The organism is Desulfosporosinus sp. SYSU MS00001 (assembly GCF_049943955.1).
In the GTDB taxonomy this organism is placed as follows: domain Bacteria; phylum Bacillota; class Desulfitobacteriia; order Desulfitobacteriales; family Desulfitobacteriaceae; genus Desulfosporosinus.
The window spans coordinates 268,526-286,926 of sequence record NZ_JBNFTW010000004.1 but is presented as its reverse complement, the minus strand read 5'-3'; the positions used below and the strand labels follow the sequence as shown (position 1 = coordinate 286,926).

General features: G+C 40.5%; 17 protein-coding genes and 1 other annotated feature. Of the genes, 1 reads left to right on the top strand and 16 read right to left on the bottom strand.

Features of this window, described 5'->3' with window-relative positions; translation table 11 throughout:
• Window positions 1–31: 31 nt before the first annotated feature.
• The 15 genes from serC to ACPUYX_RS09950 all read right to left on the bottom strand — a co-directional run bounded on the left by serC (window position 32) and on the right by ACPUYX_RS09950 (window position 15,117).
• Complete coding sequence (gene serC / locus ACPUYX_RS10020; protein WP_426379516.1) at window positions 32–1,120, bottom strand: 3-phosphoserine/phosphohydroxythreonine transaminase; 1,089 nt, start codon at window positions 1,118–1,120, stop codon at window positions 32–34.
• A 582-nt stretch (window positions 1,121–1,702) separates the two neighbouring features.
• Window positions 1,703–2,011, bottom strand: a complete 309-nt coding sequence (locus tag ACPUYX_RS10015; protein WP_426379515.1) for a hypothetical protein — start codon at window positions 2,009–2,011, stop codon at window positions 1,703–1,705.
• Window positions 2,012–2,094: 83 nt separating this feature from the next.
• A complete protein-coding gene (locus tag ACPUYX_RS10010) occupies window positions 2,095–3,915 on the bottom strand; it encodes a carbon starvation CstA family protein (protein ID WP_426379514.1) in 1,821 nt (606 codons plus the stop codon).
• A 238-nt stretch (window positions 3,916–4,153) separates the two neighbouring features.
• The gene (locus ACPUYX_RS10005; protein ID WP_426379513.1) at window positions 4,154–4,921 is read right to left on the bottom strand and encodes a LytR/AlgR family response regulator transcription factor; all 768 of its coding nucleotides are present in this window, start codon (window positions 4,919–4,921) and stop codon (window positions 4,154–4,156) included.
• A 17-nt stretch (window positions 4,922–4,938) separates the two neighbouring features.
• Window positions 4,939–6,615 (bottom strand): LytS/YhcK type 5TM receptor domain-containing protein, encoded by a 1,677-nt coding sequence (locus ACPUYX_RS10000; protein ID WP_426379512.1) that lies wholly within the window; start codon window positions 6,613–6,615, stop codon window positions 4,939–4,941.
• 99 nt (window positions 6,616–6,714) lie between these two features.
• Window positions 6,715–6,888, bottom strand: a complete 174-nt coding sequence (locus ACPUYX_RS09995) for a hypothetical protein (RefSeq protein WP_426379511.1) — start codon at window positions 6,886–6,888, stop codon at window positions 6,715–6,717.
• Between the two features lie 428 nt (window positions 6,889–7,316).
• Entirely contained in the window at window positions 7,317–7,499 is a 183-nt protein-coding gene (locus tag ACPUYX_RS09990; RefSeq protein WP_426379510.1) for a hypothetical protein, read from the bottom strand.
• 557 nt (window positions 7,500–8,056) lie between these two features.
• Window positions 8,057–8,368 (bottom strand): hypothetical protein, encoded by a 312-nt coding sequence (locus tag ACPUYX_RS09985; RefSeq protein ID WP_426379509.1) that lies wholly within the window; start codon window positions 8,366–8,368, stop codon window positions 8,057–8,059.
• A 367-nt stretch (window positions 8,369–8,735) separates the two neighbouring features.
• On the bottom strand, window positions 8,736–9,440 hold the full coding sequence (locus ACPUYX_RS09980) for an ABC transporter ATP-binding protein (protein ID WP_426379508.1): 705 nt from the start codon (window positions 9,438–9,440) through the stop codon (window positions 8,736–8,738).
• Window positions 9,440–10,201 carry an ABC transporter ATP-binding protein gene (locus ACPUYX_RS09975; protein ID WP_426379507.1) on the bottom strand — a complete coding sequence of 254 codons (762 nt, stop codon included), beginning with the start codon at window positions 10,199–10,201 and terminating at the stop codon, window positions 9,440–9,442. Before ACPUYX_RS09975 ends, ACPUYX_RS09980 begins: the two co-directional genes overlap by 1 nt.
• Complete coding sequence (locus ACPUYX_RS09970) at window positions 10,194–11,135, bottom strand: branched-chain amino acid ABC transporter permease (RefSeq protein WP_426379615.1); 942 nt, start codon at window positions 11,133–11,135, stop codon at window positions 10,194–10,196. The genes ACPUYX_RS09975 and ACPUYX_RS09970 overlap by 8 nt, the downstream gene beginning before the upstream one ends.
• Before the next feature lie 9 nt (window positions 11,136–11,144).
• On the bottom strand, window positions 11,145–12,032 hold the full coding sequence (locus ACPUYX_RS09965; RefSeq protein WP_426379506.1) for a branched-chain amino acid ABC transporter permease: 888 nt from the start codon (window positions 12,030–12,032) through the stop codon (window positions 11,145–11,147).
• Between the two features lie 67 nt (window positions 12,033–12,099).
• Complete coding sequence (locus ACPUYX_RS09960) at window positions 12,100–13,278, bottom strand: ABC transporter substrate-binding protein (RefSeq protein ID WP_426379614.1); 1,179 nt, start codon at window positions 13,276–13,278, stop codon at window positions 12,100–12,102.
• A gap of 500 nt (window positions 13,279–13,778) precedes the next feature.
• Complete coding sequence (locus ACPUYX_RS09955; RefSeq protein WP_426379505.1) at window positions 13,779–14,192, bottom strand: GtrA family protein; 414 nt, start codon at window positions 14,190–14,192, stop codon at window positions 13,779–13,781.
• Window positions 14,185–15,117: a glycosyltransferase family 2 protein gene (locus ACPUYX_RS09950; protein WP_426379504.1), complete on the bottom strand. Its 933-nt coding sequence runs from the start codon at window positions 15,115–15,117 to the stop codon at window positions 14,185–14,187. The genes ACPUYX_RS09955 and ACPUYX_RS09950 overlap by 8 nt, the downstream gene beginning before the upstream one ends.
• A gap of 101 nt (window positions 15,118–15,218) precedes the next feature.
• Between ACPUYX_RS09950 and ACPUYX_RS09945 the strand changes: the two genes are divergently transcribed.
• On the top strand, window positions 15,219–16,931 hold the full coding sequence (locus tag ACPUYX_RS09945) for a hypothetical protein (RefSeq protein WP_426379503.1): 1,713 nt from the start codon (window positions 15,219–15,221) through the stop codon (window positions 16,929–16,931).
• A 109-nt stretch (window positions 16,932–17,040) separates the two neighbouring features.
• Here ACPUYX_RS09945 and trpS read toward each other — a convergent pair whose 3' ends face one another.
• Window positions 17,041–18,036 carry a tryptophan--tRNA ligase gene (trpS, locus tag ACPUYX_RS09940; protein WP_426379502.1) on the bottom strand — a complete coding sequence of 332 codons (996 nt, stop codon included), beginning with the start codon at window positions 18,034–18,036 and terminating at the stop codon, window positions 17,041–17,043.
• A gap of 45 nt (window positions 18,037–18,081) precedes the next feature.
• Window positions 18,082–18,324: a binding site (T-box leader), on the bottom strand.
• Window positions 18,325–18,401: the final 77 nt, after the last annotated feature.

Below are 18,401 nucleotides of genomic sequence, written 5' to 3'. Positions count from 1 at the left end.
GATCACTTGTTAAGAAATCTGCTTTAATTCACTAAAGCGGCTTGTTTTCGTCCTCGAATTTTTTCATAAATTCCACCAGACTTCTAACACCTTCAATTGGCATAGCATTATAAATACTTGCTCTCATCCCGCCAACAGTTCTATGCCCTTTTAAGTTTTCAAAGCCGACTGCCTTTGACTCTTTAATAAATTTAGCATCAAGTTCCTCCGAACCCGTAACAAAGGGCACATTCATGAGCGAACGATCCTTCTTGGCGACAGTTCCCTTAAACAGTTTGCTTGAATCAAGGTAGTCATATAAGATTGCTGCCTTCTCTTCATTTCGTTTCTTCATGGCCTCAAGACCACCTAACTTTTGAACCCACTTAAATACTTTGCCGCAAATATAGATACCGTAAGCAGGAGGGGTATTATAAAGGGATTTATTATCGGCATGAGTCTTATATTTTAACATTGTCGGTGTACCGGGCAAGACATCATCGGTAATCAGGTCTTCGCGAATAATAACCACCACAACTCCCGCGGGGCCAATATTCTTCTGAACGCCGGCAAAAATGATGCCGTATTTTGTGACGTCGACTGGTTCTGAAAGAATATCCGAGGACATATCCGCAACTAAGATTTTGCCGCCTGTTTCTGGTAACTGATTATATTTCGTCCCATAAATTGTATTGTTATGGCAAATATACACATAATCGGCATCATCGGATATTGTTAAGTTCGTTAGATCAGGTATATAGGAAAACATCTTATCCTCAGAAGAAGCGATGACATTGATTTTGCCATATATTTTCCCTTCGGCGATGGCCTTTTTAGCCCATTGTCCGGTATTAATATGATCTGCAACTCTATTCTTCATCAAGTTCATCGGAATCATAGCGAATTGCTGGGATGCTCCGCCTTGGAGGAACAATACCTTGTAATTCTCCGGAATGTCCATCAAATCTCTTAACGTTTTCTCAGCATCCGTAATTATTTCTTCAAAGGCCTTTGAACGATGACTCATCTCCATAACGGACATACCTGTACCGTTATAATCCAACATCTCTTCTGCTGCTTCTTTCAACACCTCTTCCGGTAATACGGCCGGACCTGCTGAAAAATTATATACTCTTGCCATGAAATAATCCTCCTTTTAATCTATCCTTAAATTTTAACTCTCTCACTACTATTCACTGGCTATCACTACGTTTTACTACTATCACTATTTCGTGTTATCAATTTACACAACTCTCCTTTTTTTAAATATTTTAATCGAATTGTAATATAATGGATGTGCAAAAAAAAACAAAACCCGCCCCATCATTGGGGCGGGAATTCCGCGGTGCCACCCAAGTTCAAGCCAATTAAGAGCACAGGAAAAAACGCTATAACACAAACAAACCTCTCATCCCAAATAGGGACGAGAGGTTATTCCCGCGTTGCCACCCATGTTGCCAATAACGGCCAACTTTTGTCCGCGTTATCGGGCGGAACCCGTCACAATTCATCATTGGCCACTCCAGGATGGAATCCTTAGACTAAGCAGACTGACTTGCACCGACCGCCAGCTCTCTAACCAACTTAAGCCTGGGACTTCCCTTCATTGTGTTCAAGCGTATTTCGAAAGTTTTATTGTTGTTGATTTTAATCCATTTCAGTCTTCCTGTCAATATCTTTTTCTGGATTTAATCAAATTTTATTATGACGAATTTCTAATTGGCTAGCAAAGATTCCAACCTTCAACGACTAATTTCTCTCTGTGGAAAAAGCGAGTCAAATCAACCATAAGATTCATATTTCTCAAATGCGAGGGTACATTGAGCTTAATCCCTTGAACTTCCAAAGCCGTATAGGAACCTTCAGAAATTTTTAATCCCTTTCTCACCTTGAGCTCACCCAAATACACTGGGGGTGGCTCAGAAATCTGGAGGCAACATCCGTTAACGATTATCGGCATATCCACAGAAATCGTCTTAACCTCTCTTCTCTCTAGAAAAGCTAAAGCCTCGGGAGAGATTGTCCACATCATCTGCCACCTCCAAAGCATCTTGGTTCATATCATTCATTGGTACAAAAGACATTGATTACTCAAAGCAACAACGTAATTTATGCTTATTTTGCTGCCAGATCTTTAAGGATTTCTTGATGACGGGCTTTTTGACTCTCAAGAGTTTTCTTATCCCTGATAAGGGAGGTCCATTTAACAAAAGCATCAACAACGATGATCAAGGCTAAAATTGCCATTATGACGGAAAGAATAACATTTAAGAGCATGTGTTGAGGCAAATAAACTTTTGTGACATTAAAGTAAGACGCGTCCAAGGTAGTTATGAAGAGAAAAACAAACGGGATAAAAGTGGTAAGTGCATAGGAGATTCTGCCGGTGCTCTTTAAAATAATCGAAGTGCCGACCACCATGGCTAAAGAAGCGAGCAGTTGGTTCGAAACTCCAAAGAGCGGCCAAACCGTAGAAATATTTCCTCCATACAAGAGATAGCCCCAAGCGAAAGAGACGAGAGCTGCACTGATGACTGCACCCGGCCACCAGTTGATTTTTTTAAAGGGCTTAATTACAACACCGATCATATCCTGAACAACATAGCGAGCTGCTCTTGTTCCGGCATCAACTGCAGTGAGGATAAATACGGCTTCAAACATAATAGCGAATTGATACCAATAAGCAACTAAATGGCTTAAGCCAGGTATGCTGCTAAACACATAAGACATTCCAACAGCTAAAGAAACTGATCCGCCGGGACGGCCTGCAACATTCAGCCCAATAAGATTGGAAAGCATGGGCAATTTGTCTACATGCATGCCGAGATGAGCGAAGACTGCAGGTGTGGTATTAATTGCGAAGTAATCTCCGACCGGAAGCACTGAAGCGGCGATCATAGCCATGATGGCGACAAAGGATTCCATAAGCATCGCACCAAAACCTATGATTTTGATATCTTTTTCACTTTCCAGCATTTTTGGAGTTGTTCCGGCGGCAATTAAACTATGGAAACCGGACATTGCTCCACAAGCAATTGTGATGAATACAAAGGGCCAGACTTTACCTGCAATAATTGGACCTCCGCCGTTGATAAACTTTGTTACAGGCGGCATTTGCAGTACGGGATTAACAAATATGATCCCCAGAGCCAAAGCACCGATTGTTCCGATCTTGAGGTAAGAGCTTAAATAATCACGCGGCGCCAGAAGCAGCCAAACAGGCAGAGCCGCAGCGACAAAAGCATAGACAGGGAGAGCAATTTCAATAGCATGAGCACTGTAATTAAAGTAGGGAGCCAAAGCTGAACTCTTTATCATAGGTCCCAGAGCAACTGCCAAGAGAATAAGCGCAACTCCGATTACAGATGCCTCACCCAATTTGCCCGGGCGCAGGTAACGCATATAAATTCCGATAAAGATGGCGATGGGAATCGTCATACCTACTGTGAAGGCCCCCCAGGGGTTAGTATTTAACGAACTAACAATAACAATGGACAAACCAGCCATCGTAATAATCAGGATGAATAATACCGCTAATGATGCCGCAGCTCCTGTAACAGGTCCTATTTCCTTTTTAGCAATCTGGGGAAGAGATTGTCCATCGTGACGCACTGAAGCAAACAGCACCACCATATCATGGACAGCTCCACCCAGGACTCCTCCAATAAGAATCCACAAGGTTCCTGGCAGGTATCCGAATTGAGCCGCCAAAACCGGTCCTACCAAAGGTCCCGCAGCAGCAATTGCCGCAAAGTGATGGCCAAATGCGACCCAGCGATTCGTCGGAACAAAGTCATGACCATCTTCCAGACGTTTGGCCGGTGTAGCTATCCGAGGATCAATGGCTAGTACTTTAGTGGCCATAAACGTCCCATAGAGGCGGTAGCCAATCAGTAAGATACAGGCGGCAGCAATGACGAGATAAATCGCATGCATACTTAATCCTTCCTTTCTAAATTCTTATAAACTAAAAAATTAGGAATTTTGAGTAACTATTAGTACCAATTTTAATTATTGCGATATCTAAGAGAACATTCACAGCGGCCACTGTGTTTTTATCATATCAGACTTATTTAATACTCGGAGGAATCTTGGAACAAGACGTAAAAAAACGCACCTAAGAGGCACGTTTTTTTCGATAAGATTCAAAATCACTTTAATCAATGGTCATCTGCTAAAACTTTAGAGCGGAGCGCACAGATTTGACGTATGTTCGACTAACCGGTACTTGTGATTTTTCCGGATCTGACATAATCAAATTGTAAGTCCCATTGAACCAAGGCACAATTTCCCGAACCATATCTTTGTTTACTAAGTAACTCTTATGCGTTTGCAATAAACCTAATTTTGCTTCCAGTTCACTCAAACTATAACCTGTTTTATAAGTGGTCTTATCTGTCTTTACCAAAACACGCCGATCCTCCGCCCAGGCGTAAATAATCTTACTTGCTTCCAAAAGTATAATCCGTTCATTTTCTTCTACCGGAAGTTTCGCCTGTCCTGAAGGTTTCTCCAGAAGGTTCAAGATTCGATCAAGTTTATTCTTTTCAAGCCTATCGGAATCTCCGGCCTTTTCCAAGAAGCTGCGCAGGCGCTCAAGGGTATTTTGCAAACGCTCATCACTAAAGGGTTTAAGAATATAATCGATAGCATTAACCTCAAAAGCTTCCAGCGCGTGTTGATCAAAGGCCGTGGCAAAGACAAACAGAGGAACGCCATTCGGTGCCATCGCCATCAGCAGTTCCCGCGCTACAGCCAAACCAGATAAATCTGGCATCTGTATATCCAAAAAAACAACATCAGGATGCCTTTGGGGAATTAGCTCCAAAGCCTCTCGCCCGTTTCGAGCCATCCCCACAATAGAAACATCTTCCTCCTGTTCGAGCAGATACCTTAGTTCATCCCGGGATAAAGCCTCATCATCAACAATAAACGCCCGCATTATTTTCTCCTCACCTTTCAACTGGGAATACTAAACAAAATCCGTGTTCCCTTCCCTTGTTCACTTTCTATTAAAAGGCCAGAACCATAGAGATATTTTAATCGATCGTTCACATTGCTCAGCCCCAGTCCCATTCCCTGACTGGAAGTACCCTTCTTTTGATAGATTTCTTCAAGCCTTTCCGCTTCAATTCCCACTCCATCGTCACTAATAACAACCTGTAAAGCATTATCCTTAACCCAACAGCTAATATCTACGGTGCCACCTTCAATTTTGGGATAAATTCCATGCTTAATTGCATTTTCGACAAGCGGCTGTAATGTTAAAGCCGGTAACTGCCAATCTTCTGCCTCTGATTGTATGTTTTCTACCACACTCAAGCTATCGCCAAATCGCGCCTGTTCAATACTCAGGTAAGCCCGTATATGCTCAAGTTCTTGCCGTAGAGTTACAAATTTGTCTCCGCGTTGAATATTCTTGCGAAAAAATTCGCCCAATTGTATAAGCAGCTTTCTCGCCTTTTCACCATCCGTCCGTACAAGAGCAACAATTGTATTTAAGGCATTAAAGAGGAAGTGAGGGTTAATCTGGGCCTGGAGTGCTTTAAGCTCAGCTTTGCTGACTAATTTCGCCTGCTCCTCCAGTACCGCCAATTCCAATTGTGTGGAAAACAAACCCGCCAATCCTTGAGCCAACTGAATCTCAACACTCCCAATACCACGTTCACGGTCTTGATAGAGTTTTAAGGAGCCGCTTACTTCTCCACGGCTAAATAAAGGGACAATTACTGCAGAGCGTAAAGTACAGTCCTTATTCGGACAGCCGATTTGCTCCTTGTCCAGAGCCAACTTCATTTCACCGGCATTCAAAGCCTCTTTGGTAGCCTCAGTCATTATCGGAGTACCAACCAAATGATGAGCACAGCCATTTCCCACGTGAGCTAAAATCACCTCTTTGTTCGTCAGCGCGACCGCTTCGACTTCCACACGGTCAAATATTATCTGAGCAACCTGCTTTGCTGTATCCTCATCTAAACCCTTACTTAAAATAGGCAAGGTAATTTTGGCGATTTCCAAAGCCTTTTGTGCTTGCAATGCTCCAGCTCGTTCTTCTTCCTCAAGGGAATTCCGGGCTATGACAACAAAAATCGCAATTCCTACAGAATTCATGACAATCATAGGCAATCCAATAGCACTGACTAAATCCCAGGCTGCCGAAAAAGGACGCGCAATTGCCAGGATAATTAACATTTGCAATGTTTCAGTCAGTACTCCAATGATAAGTCCGAACTTCCAGGAAAAATCTTTGGAACTTCTTTTTCTAGAGTACCAGGCCGCCGCACAGGCCTCTGCTACTGTTGCTAAACCGCAGGCAACCGCTGTAAACCCCCCAATTAAGTAACGGTGAAGTCCCGCTATGATTCCAGCTCCAATCCCGACAACCGGACCTCCGATTAACGCCCCGACCACAATACCAACAACCCGCGAATTTGCTAGGGCGCCCTTGATTGAAACTCCAGTATATGTACCCATAATTCCGATGGCACTAAAAACTGAAATCAATAAGAGCTTTTCCCATAGATTGTTTTTTAATTTCATGGCTTTTTTGAAGACCCGCGTCTTACTCAAAAGAAATGAAATAGTTACAATGACACTGATATTCTGAGCCAATTTCAAAAAAAGCTGCAGTAGCATTTTAATTCCACCTCAGTAAAAATAGCGCCTAGAATTTTAACATTATGCTCAATTGATAAGATTCTGACACGATCAACTCTAAATATAAGTATAGAGCAACTATTCCCTAGTGTCTAATGTATCGACAAGAGCTATTAGAGCTATTAGAGCTGTTAGAGCTGTTAAATCTAACAAGCCCCTTATCCCGATAAAGGACAAGAGGCTATTTTCTGAAGAAGAATACTCCCAGCGCCATTGATGAGAGTATTTAAGTAAAAATAGTTCCAGTAACATTCAATAGTCTCTCCGACTTTTTATTAATTATGCAGCGCGAACCATTTTTGACAAAAAAGAACTCCCATCCTTACCGATGGAAGTCGAAGAGGAAAATTTAAGGTGCAAAAGTATGGTAAAAGGTGTTATACAAAGATTATCATTGCCATCTCGTTTTGTCCATAGGTAAACCGTATGTTATCGATAGGAATTAATTATATAAAAACTAAATTTGCTGCTTCCCTTTCTAATTTATTGCCACTTTTCGGGGACGTAAGTGATTCCAGATACATTTTCAGAGATTGAAACTCACCTAATCCAAGACTGGCGGCAGTAGTTTCAAAATTAAACTTTGCCGGAACCTTTCGTTTATTCCGCGATATTCATAGCATTATATTTGTCCAAGTATCTATTCTATTCTTCAGAGGTTAGCAAAAAAGCCAATTTGATCAATATAATAATTCAAGGTCAACCATGCGCTTTACGCACTCATAAAATCTCTTATTTTTCTCTTCGATATCCAGCTCGATCCGTTGATTGTTTTTGGCTATTACCTCTGCTATAACTTCGGCATTCATTATTTTACCTTCTAACAGCTTTTCAATTTCTTCTGATGATAAACCCAAGCTCATATTATCCCCCCTTCACTGTTCTATTCTCTAGTGAAGATAATATTACCTTTGGTACTAGTATGAGGGTTTTTAATTATCACCGCATCTTCCTAATATGCTTAATCTTAAGCATGTTTGTAACATGACGTGATGGTTCGCGCTTTGTAATAGATCACCGGAAATTGGCAAATTGAATTAAGGTTTAGAAATTTAGTAATTGCAAAAACTAATTCAAATTCGATTTAAAGGAGTGCAAAACATGACTACGCTTGATCAAGGTAATCCGCCATCTTCTCCCCAAAAAAGCAATCCAACTCCTCAGATCAAACCACCACAACCGAAATAAGTATCAGTGAATTAACATCATCCATTTAAAGCAGGGTTCATAACCTATGTTGTTTATAGTGATTGATAATTAGTCCATCAAAAAATTAAGGTTATCTTCATTTATTTACTTGAAGATAACCTTACTATTCTTTTTTGTGCAAATTCTTTGTTTATTCTTTTACCAATAGATTAACCTATCTTTGGATTAAGAATCATTAACCTAATTATATCCATTATTAGTGGTCTAATCTTTATTGATCAGAATTCTGAGCATTAAAGCTATCTGCCTTCTGCTCACCCATGGCAGCTTGCTGCGCTTGCTGTTCATACTCTTGGGCTTTTTGCCAATCTTGTTGACTATTTGTGGTATTCATCATCGTTTGGTTCCCCGATACTTGCTGGTTCATGCTCCCAAACTGACTTTGTTGATTATTCCGATCACTTGAATTCTGAACATTAAAGTTTCTGGCCTTTTGCTCTCCCGAAGCCGCTTCTTGTGCTTTTTGCTCAAATTCTTGAGCCCTTTTCATGTTTTGTTGTCCTGAAAAAGAGTTATTATCCATTGTTGTAAACCCCTCCATCTAAGATTTTAGATTTCCAATCGCTATTATCTCCTAACTTTCCGGATTTATGTTAAGTCTTTCAGCAATAGAATGATCTTCTCAAAAAGCCCTTTAATGAATTTCCTATTGCATAAACATCATAAAGCAAGTGAATTTATGGCCCATAATGGTTAGTACGGTGCTTACGATGTTAATCGCCAAGTTCAGATGGATATTCAAAAAACGCTGATACAGTCTTAAATTTATCCTAAAAAATTAACGGGATTCCGTAAGGAATCCCGTTAAATATTATAACCCCATTGATTATGCAAGCCGAAGGCTGGATGAGAAAGCCCTGAGGGCTGTATTGCAAACACTTAGGCCTTATTTATCCCCCTAGATAAGCTTTACGAACATCTTCACTTGCAGCCAAATCCTGAGCTTGTCCGCCCAAAGCGATCTTACCCGTCTCCAAAACATAAGCGCGGTGGGCAATCGACAAGGCCATATGTGCATTCTGCTCCACTAATAAAATAGTAGTGCCTTGAGCATTAATTTCCTGGATGATCGTAAAAATCTGCTTAACTAAAATAGGAGCAAGTCCCATAGATGGTTCATCGAGCAACAGCAGCTGCGGCCTGGACATTAATGCTCTGCCCATAGCCAGCATTTGCTGCTCTCCGCCAGACAGGGTGCCTGCAATTTGGCTTTTACGCTCCTTAAGACGTGGAAAAAGTTCAAAAGCTCTCTCCACATCTTGCTTGATGCCGCTTTTGTCTTTGCGTAGATAAGCACCCATATCAAGGTTTTCCGAAACAGTCATGTTGGCAAAAATACGGCGGCCCTCAGGAACTTGGGAAATACCTTTGGCCACAATTTTCTGTGGTGGAATCTTGGATAAATCTTCACCATTAAAACTCATTTTTCCTTGCTTCGGGCGTAACAAGCCAGAAATTGTTTTTAGGGAAGTACTCTTTCCGGCTCCATTGGATCCGATCAGCGTGACAATTTCCCCTTGGTTTACCTGGAGGGAGATCCCTTTTAAAGCGTGAATGGCTCCATAATAAACATGGACATCTTCAAGCACTAACATTAGATGGCCTCCTCTCCCAGGTAAGCTTCAATGACTTTCGGATTGGACTTAATCTCATCCGGACCGCCCTGAGCAATGATTGTTCCATAGTCTAGAACATAAATCCGTTCACAGACTCCCATAACTAATGACATATCGTGTTCAATCAGTAAAATAGTAAGCTTAAAGGTATCGCGGATCCAACGGATGAGTTCCATTAATTCATGTGTTTCTTGAGGATTCATACCGGCCGCCGGTTCATCGAGAAGCAAAAGCTTAGGTTCCGCAGCCAACGCTCTTGCTATCTCAAGCCTTCGTTGTTCGCCGTAAGGGAGGTTTTTGGCAGCCTCTTTTGCTTTGCCCTCGAGATGAAAGACCTTCAACAGTTCCAGGGCCTTATTCTCCATCTCGGCCTCCCCTTTGAAATAACTGGGCAACCGAAGGATTGCTCCTAAAGAGCTGTACTTGGCGTGTTGATGGTAAGCGATCTTTACATTGTCTATAACAGTCAAATCAGCAAACAAGCGAATGTTCTGAAATGTACGGGCTATCCCTCTGTGGGTTACTTGATATGGCTTGAGGCCGCCGATCTTGCGTTCCCGAAACAAGATTTCCCCTTCCGTGGGTTCATAAACTCCCGTGATTAAATTAAATACGGTTGTTTTCCCGGCACCGTTAGGCCCAATCAGGCCAATCAGCTCGCCGTCGTTAATGTCAATATTTAGATTTGAAACGGCTTTAAGCCCGCCAAAGGATTTGGAGAGACTTTCAATTTTAAGCAACGGTTCTCTCCTCCTTCTTCTCCAAGAAATTTAGGTTGAACTCCTTCGTCCCCATTAAACCTGAAGGCCGGAATAACATCATTATGATTAGAAGAAGCGCTGTAATAACCATCCGCAGCGATGGAATCCCTGACAAAGCCACATTTAAAACCGTCATAATTAATGCACCTAGAATGCTGCCTGTCATGCTGCCTAACCCTCCAAGCACAACCATAACCAGAATATTGAATGACGTTAGGAAGTTGAAGGTCGTAGGTTGAATGAAATACATATAGTTCGAGTAGATACCACCGGCAACACCAGCGAAAAAAGCGCCCAAAGTAAAGGCTAGAACTTTGTATTTTGTTGTATTAACCCCCATTGCTTCTGCAGCAATCTCATTCTCGCGCACGGAGATACATGCCCGCCCATGAGTGGAATTAACAAAGTTGTGGATTACGACCAAACTAATGATTGTTACCCAAAAAGCCCATGACCAATTGACGTGGCGGCCGACTTGCATACCAGCCGCTCCACCAAAGTAGTCAATATTTTGGAAGATAATCATGACGATCTGGCCCAATCCAAGTGTGGCAATCGCCAAGTAATCTCCTCGCAGACGCAACGTTGGCAAACCAACAATGAAACCGGCCACTGCTGCTACAATACCGCCTACGAGTAAAGACAGAAATAAAGGGCCATGGAATTTGACACTTACAATCCCGGCTAAGTAGGCTCCGATAGCCATGAAGCCCGCATGACCGATGGAAAACTGCCCGGTAATTCCGTTAATTAAATTCAGGCTTGCTGCTAAAATCACATAGACACAGACCTGAATCAGGGTAGAAGTATAGAGGGGAGGTAAAATGTCGGTGACGATCAAGCCCTGAATGACAGCGTACATAACAATAACAAGGAACAACGTCAAAGCATTTTTTCGGTTCAGAATACTCATTCTTTTCACCTACACTTTCTCCCGAAGATTTTTCCCAAAGAGCCCGCTTGGCTTGATAATCAGAACAAGAATCAAGATTAAGAACGCCACGGCATCACGCCAGGTCGAAGCTCCGAAACCACTGACGAGAGACTCTGTGATGCCCAGAACCAGCCCTCCGACCATCGCCCCGGGGATAATCCCGATCCCTCCCAAAACAGCTGCAACAAAAGCTTTCAACCCCGGAGTGATACCCATCAATGGGTCAATAGAGTTGAAATAGATTCCGTACAGAACACCTGCCGCAGCTGCCAGGGCTGAACCAATAGCAAATGTAGCAGAAATCGTTGTATTCACATTTACTCCCATCAAGAGAGCGGCTTCCATATCAAATGAGGAAGCACGCATAGCTTTGCCAATCTTCGTATATTGAACCGTGAAGTGAAGTAAGAGCATGAGTACAAGAGCGGTCACCAGCATGACAATGTCCCCGAACTTAAAAATAATTCCCCCAATATTATACATAGTCTCAGGAAATACGTTAGGGTAGGTGCGCATTTGCGCCCCGACAACCAGCATGCCGCCGTATTCAAGAAACAAAGAAACGCCAATAGCAGTAATAAGAGCAGCAATACGGGTTGCATTGCGCAAAGGCTTATACGCTGTCCGTTCAATGATAATTCCGGCGATCGCTGCCACGATCATTGCAAATAGAATAGCTGGGAAAAAGGAAAAGTGGAATACCGTGATTGCAATCCAACCCATGTAAGCGCCAACCATCATGACGTCGCCATGGGCGAAATTAATGAGCTTAACGATTCCGTAAACCATGGTGTACCCTAAAGCAATTAAGGCATAAATGCTTCCGAGTGACAGTCCATACACGAGCTGTTGCAGAAGCTCTGTGATGCTGTGCATAATGTTCCTCCTACTGTCAGTTTAAAAATCAAAAGAAGGGGGATTGCCCCCCTCCTCTCTACGAGGCTTATTTCGGCGAGACTTTTGTCATAAAGACATTCTTACCGTTTTCGATTTTAATGATGACGGCATCTTTGATTGGATTATGGGTCTTGGGATCCATTGTGATGTCACCGTTCAAACCTTTGAAGCCCTTCAGATTTTCGAGAGCTGTACGAATCTTATCACCGTTTGTGCTGTTTGCATCCTTGATTGCTTGGAACATGAGACGAGCAGCATCATAGCCAAGAGCGGCAAACGAATCAGGATCCTGGTTGTATTTAGCCTTAAAAGCTTTTACGAAATCAGCCATGCTCGGATCGTCAATGGCCACATGGTTGACATAGTAGCAATTGTTTAACTGGTCAGCACTGGCCAAGTTGAACAGTTCCGGCGAACCCCAGCCGTCACCGCCAATAAAGGCCTGGTTCATGCCCATTTCCCGGGCTTGTTTAACAATTGGTCCAACTTCACCATAATATCCAGGTACGAAGACAACATCTGGGTTTGATGACTTGATCCGAGCAAGCTGCGGACGGAAGTCCTTGTCGCCGGCAACATATTTTTCTTGGGAAACGATTTGTCCGTTTGCACTCTTAAAGTTAGTACTAAATGCATTTGCCAGGCCAATGGAATAATCACTCTTTTGGTCAATAAAGATGGCTGCCTTTTGAACCTTCAGAGTATTTGCAGCAAATTGCGCAGCCACTTGGCCTTGGAAGGGGTCGATGAAGCAAGCACGGAAGATATAGGGCTTAACCTGTCCATTCTCTACAGTGACTTTATCAGCCGTTCCGGTCGGTGAAATAAGGGGAACTTTGTTGTCTATGGCAACCTGTGACGCTGCCAAGGTGTTACCGCTGGTCATCGCTCCGATTACGGCAACAACACTGTCTTGGGTTATCAGCTTTGTAGATGCGTTAGTGGACTCACCGGGGTCGGATTTATTGTCAGCGTAATCCATTTTGATTTGTTTGCCTAAAAGGCCGCCGTTGGCATTTTGCTGCTCGACCGCAAGGTCAATAGCTTTCTGCGCAGCCGTACCAAACATTGCCACGCCACCAGTAAGTTCAAGGTCAGCCCCGATCTTTAAATTACCGCCGGCAGCTGAACCGCCTCCGTTAGAGGCAGCGCCCGTGGTACCGCATCCAGCCAGCAGGCTTAGGCTCAATACTGCAGCCGTGGCCATTACAAAAATTTTTTTCATTTCTACTTCTCCCCCTACACTCTCTTTCTTTAATTGTTGGATATTGAATAAAATGCTTTTAAAGTGTTGCCCCCACCTCCGCATAAACCTTTTCAGAAAAAACTAAGGTTTATAGTGTCAAGATTCTCATTTATGCATATTCTATATTTTATAGATTAACGTGTCAATCACTAAACTGTGTTACAACAAAATTTCGACGTGTTTTTCTCTTGAATTACCGCGATTTCCTGACTTCTCAACCCATTTACCAACAATTGGTCAAATATATCTTTTTTTATTGTCTATTTTTCGACAAATCCATATCAATATCTATTCTTATGTCAAAATTTATGATTACTATATTTACTATATGTTTCCGGCGAGACACAAACTGGTTAGCCCCTTGTAAAACTGATATACTACAGAAATGCCCCCTAAACAAAAGTTCCCCTGAACAAAAAGTCCAAGGGATTTTTATGAATAACGTTTAGAGAGCAACCGAAGGGAAACTTCCCTGACTGCTACTTAAAAACTACTTTACGATAAAGAACGTAATTCCATATTGTTATGCAAGCCATAGTAATTATCTTGGCAAATAGTTCAACAAATCCAAAGCTGACCATTATTCGTATTGCATTGGTGCTAAACGTTAAGTTTAATAAGAATAGAATAAGATATAATATAAAACTTCGTTTTAAGTTGGAACTAGTGGAAAATGACCATCCTCTATTGACAAAAAAATTAAATAAGGTTGCTAAAACAACAGCAACAATATTCGATATCGTAAGATCAATAAATAACATTCTTAATAAGGAAAATATCAAAAGCTCAATAAACGCTGATGAACCGCCAACGATTAAGTATTTAACAAATCTTGGTATGGAATAACTTCTTTTATTCTTTAAGCTAAGAGAACCTTCCAACTCTTTATTCATTATTAAGTCCTTTTCCTTGTATTTTTGAAATTAAATATCTAGGTCGATGTTTCACTTCTTCATAAATCTTTGAAATATAAACCCCAATAATGCCCAGGCTGATCATTATAAAACTTCCGACCCCTAAAATAAGAATAATAACCGTTGTAAACCCTGTAAATGCTTTGCCAACTAATTTCATATACAGTGTTTGAGTCACTAAAACAACATCAACAATAAGTAAAATCGAACCTAACCAGGTTACCAAATGAAGCGGCAGCGCAGAGAATGAGGTAATTGAGTGAACAGCGAGCTTTATGAGACTACTCTTCGACCATTTAGTGCATCCATTGACTCTCTCCTGAACTTTAAAAGGTACTTGGATCCGCTTAAAGCCAAGCCAAGCGGACATACCTCTGAAAAAGGTGATTGACTCGGTCATTTGTTTCCAAGAATCGACTACTTTTCTATCCAAGAGTTTGAAGTCCGAAGCACTGTTTAAGTTTATTCCTGTTGCCTTTTTAAATAACTTATAAAAAGTTAATGCCGTAAACTTTCCCGTAAGGGATTCCCTTCCTCTGTCAGATTTAACGCCCTCAACAACATCATAGCTCTCGTCACGCCAGAGGCGTACCATTTCAGGAATTACCTCCGGCGGATGCTGTAAATCAGCATCCATTATTAAGCAGGCATCACCCGCTGCCTTTTCTAAACCTGCACATAATGCTGCCTCTTTGCCAAAATTACGGCTCAACTGAATGATTAAAACATTGGAATAATCTCTGCTCAATCGCTCCATTTCAGACCATGAATTGTCCGTCGATCCGTCATTTACCAGAAGGATTTGGCTGTCTATTTGATTTTGCTCTAAGATGCGTTTTACTTTAGAAACGTTAGAATAGATCTGACTTCCTTCATTATAAACAGGCATAATAATTGAAATCAACCAAAAATACCCTCCTAGAAGTCTTTTGTTTTTACCATTATATTCTAAACAAATTATGGTAAATAATATCATTAAAGTAAGGAAATCTAGAAGGTGATTCGTTGTTAAACTCTAAAATCCAAAAACTAATAAGGAACAAGCAATATCTTGTTTTCGGCTTGCTCCTAATACTTATGCTCTTAATTCATCGATATATTTTTCTTTACGCAGACGATCTATATTATAGCAGAGATGCATCCTATGGCTTAAGCTATCTGCCCCATTTTGTGGTTAAGGAATTAATTGGTAATGGCCGGGTTTGGGTCGGCGTGGCGATGTTATTCATCTTAAAATACAACATATATGTCTTTAGGATTTTCAATCCAGTTGTTATTGCGTTGACAGCATTTTTGATCACTAAAATCAGCACTTCATCTTCCGGTTGTAATAATACTTTGAACAAACAACGTATTGTAATTGCCAGTCTTTGCTCTTCATTATTTTTTGTCTTTCTGCCAATAGAAATAGCAAATACAACAATATACTATGCCGCCTGTGCCTTCAATTACCTTTATCCAACGACGTTGGTATTGCTCTATGGCTATACCCTTCATAAACACTATGAAAAAGCACCCGACGGTAAATTCAATATCTGGATCCTGATACTTGCCTTTATTGTTGGATCGTCCGTTCAGCAAGTTGGTATGATAGGCATTGGATACACTGTTTTAATTTCTGCTTACTATAGGTTTTACCAAAGACTAAATAATTTCAAAAGCTTTATTCCCTATTATATAGCACTAATTGGAGGATATTGTATTGTATCCTATGGTTCAATTCACAGAATGCAATTTGAAAAACAAACAGGGCATGCCGTTAATTTTAAAGCCGTTACCTCGAGTCTAATAAAAACTAACATTTTTTCCTATCCCGTCTCAGGCTACGTACTTATTCTTTCTTTATGCTGTGTCTTCTGGATGCTTGTTTATAAAAATCAGCTTCCCAATAAAATTATAACTTTATGTAACAATATACTTATGACTGCATTATCATTTGGTATTTTAGGCTATATTTATGTTGTTTTTTACAAAAAATATGATATTCATTTATTTACTGGGGGCCTTTCTAATACATTATTGAGTATTTGTCTGCTGGGATTTGCAGCAGTTTATTTAATAAGCTTAATCTATTTATCCATACTAATTTTAATAAAAAGACATTATCCATTCTTATTGTATAACTCAATTAATGCCATTGGCTCGCAATTAATGTTATTTGTAGTTGATGCAAGATTTGCTGAAGCTTATAAAATTATTTTTCCGGCACTTTTGCTTATGACCGTTTTTGTGGTTTACTCTATAATAAACTTTTATAAGAATAAACTATTTCTGATACTCTTAGTAATTTTTGAATCCTTTAGTCTGGCCCATCTGGGAAAATTCGCAATTACCTATTTAAATCATAGTTATAATGTTAATAGTTCATATACATATCTGTTTATAACGTTTGTTATATTTGCCATTTTGGCAATTATAGTCGGTCATTATAAGATTAAAAACTTTAGAGGTCTTGCAGCAACCGCTATTATCTTGCTGGGATTATTTAATTTTGGAACTGAATATTATGGTTATCAACTGGCATCCTATGCCCAGAATTATAATATGAAAGCTATCAAAGTATTTCATTTAAATCATAACTCAAGCGAATTAACACTTAAAAAGACTCCGAGAACGATCTATGGTTACAATGTGGCAAACTGGAACACTATGCCCTATTTCATGAAGGAATGCTACCATATTCCTGAAAAAACCGCTGCTATTAAGTATATTGAATAGCACATCAACCATATTAACATTACTCTTATGAATTTAACATAAGAAAGCCGATCTCGTAAAAATTAGAGACCGGCTTTCTTATTATCAACTACGTAAATGTTCGATCAACTTAAATTTTCCGTGATAAACCCATGAGATCTTCGACTTTATTAAGTGTTGCCGCTGCTTTTTGGGAAGCTTTAGCTGCACCGGCCGTCAATACTTGATCAAGGTAGCTGCTATTAACAAATTCCTTATACCTTTCTTGAATGGGGCGAATGGCCTCAATAATCACTTCAGCTACATCATTTTTAAATTGTCCGTAGCCTTTTCCGTCATATAGCTGCTCAATTTCTTTAATTGACTTATTCGTAATTAAAGCATATATAGACATAAGATTCGATATGCCTGCCTTAAGCTCTCTATTGTAAGAAATTTTGTTTTCCGAATCTGTTTGAGCCTTTTTAAGCTTTTTCAGGATTATCTCAGGTTCGTCAAGCAAATAAATCGTTGCAAAGGAATTGGCATCAGACTTACTCATCTTTTTCTTTGGTTCTTGTAATGACATAATTCTTGCTCCGACTTCTGGAGTGTGAATAGCAGGAATTTTAAACGTTTCCCCATACCGATTATTAAATCGTTGTGCTAAATCCCTGGTTATTTCAATGTGTTGTTTCTGATCATCTCCAACCGGAACATAATCAGTTTGATATAGGAGTATGTCCGCAGCCATTAGCGGCGGATAAGTTAGTAAGCCGGCAGGGATAGAGTCACCATTCCCATGGCGTTGAGATTTATCCTTATATTGAGTCATTCGTTCAAGCTCTCCAATATAAGATAACGTAGTCATTATCCATCCCAATTTAACATGTTCAGGTACTTCGGATTGAATAAATAGTGTTACTTTATCCGGGTCCAAACCTATTGCCAAATATAATGCGGCTAAATTCCTGATGTTATTCCTGAGCTGATTCGGTTCCTGGGGAACAGTAATAGCATGTTGGTTGACTATACAGAAATAGCACTCATGCTCATTTTGATACTTTGTAAAGTTTTTCATTGCTCCAAGATAATTCCCTAAAGTTATTGTGCCACTAGGTTGTACACCTGAGAAAATCACCGCCATAAATAACTCTCCTTTAAACTAAAATATAAAAGGTCCAATCATCCTAAAAGGGACGATTGGACCGTGGTACCACCCATATTTATTTAATATTACACATATTAAATCACTCTTTCCGTACTAAAAATAATACGGCACCTTTTGTAACGTGTGGATTATCACGTCAACTCCTACTACCATTTCGGGTTGCTGCTCAAGAGGCCATTCAATATTTATTCCGCACTGATTCTCACCAACCATCAGCTCTCTGACGCTTCCTAAATAGTTACTCTTCTCTATCATCGCTTTTAATTACTATTTTATTAACTAATAGTTTATCAGTTTGAAATCATTAAATCAAGTTTCATTCGCCTGCTGTTCTCTACATC

Excerpts from the sequence above, each read along its gene's own strand:
- ACPUYX_RS09965 (WP_426379506.1), bottom strand. The coding sequence starts at position 12,032 with ATGCACAGCATCACAGAGCTTCTGCAACAGCTCGTGTATGGACTGTCA.
- ACPUYX_RS09980 (WP_426379508.1), bottom strand. The coding sequence starts at position 9,440 with ATGTTAGTGCTTGAAGATGTCCATGTTTATTATGGAGCCATTCACGCT.
- trpS (WP_426379502.1), bottom strand. The coding sequence starts at position 18,036 with ATGGCGGTGATTTTCTCAGGTGTACAACCTAGTGGCACAATAACTTTA.
- ACPUYX_RS09995 (WP_426379511.1), bottom strand. The coding sequence starts at position 6,888 with ATGTTACTGGAACTATTTTTACTTAAATACTCTCATCAATGGCGCTGG.
- ACPUYX_RS09955 (WP_426379505.1), bottom strand. The coding sequence starts at position 14,192 with ATGAATAAAGAGTTGGAAGGTTCTCTTAGCTTAAAGAATAAAAGAAGT.
- ACPUYX_RS10000 (WP_426379512.1), bottom strand. The coding sequence starts at position 6,615 with ATGCTACTGCAGCTTTTTTTGAAATTGGCTCAGAATATCAGTGTCATT.
- ACPUYX_RS09985 (WP_426379509.1), bottom strand. The coding sequence starts at position 8,368 with ATGGATAATAACTCTTTTTCAGGACAACAAAACATGAAAAGGGCTCAA.
- ACPUYX_RS10015 (WP_426379515.1), bottom strand. The coding sequence starts at position 2,011 with ATGATGTGGACAATCTCTCCCGAGGCTTTAGCTTTTCTAGAGAGAAGA.
- ACPUYX_RS10005 (WP_426379513.1), bottom strand. The coding sequence starts at position 4,921 with ATGCGGGCGTTTATTGTTGATGATGAGGCTTTATCCCGGGATGAACTA.
- ACPUYX_RS10010 (WP_426379514.1), bottom strand. The coding sequence starts at position 3,915 with ATGCATGCGATTTATCTCGTCATTGCTGCCGCCTGTATCTTACTGATT.
- ACPUYX_RS09990 (WP_426379510.1), bottom strand. The coding sequence starts at position 7,499 with ATGAGCTTGGGTTTATCATCAGAAGAAATTGAAAAGCTGTTAGAAGGT.
- serC (WP_426379516.1), bottom strand. The coding sequence starts at position 1,120 with ATGGCAAGAGTATATAATTTTTCAGCAGGTCCGGCCGTATTACCGGAA.
- ACPUYX_RS09960 (WP_426379614.1), bottom strand. The coding sequence starts at position 13,278 with ATGAAAAAAATTTTTGTAATGGCCACGGCTGCAGTATTGAGCCTAAGC.
- ACPUYX_RS09970 (WP_426379615.1), bottom strand. The coding sequence starts at position 11,135 with ATGAGTATTCTGAACCGAAAAAATGCTTTGACGTTGTTCCTTGTTATT.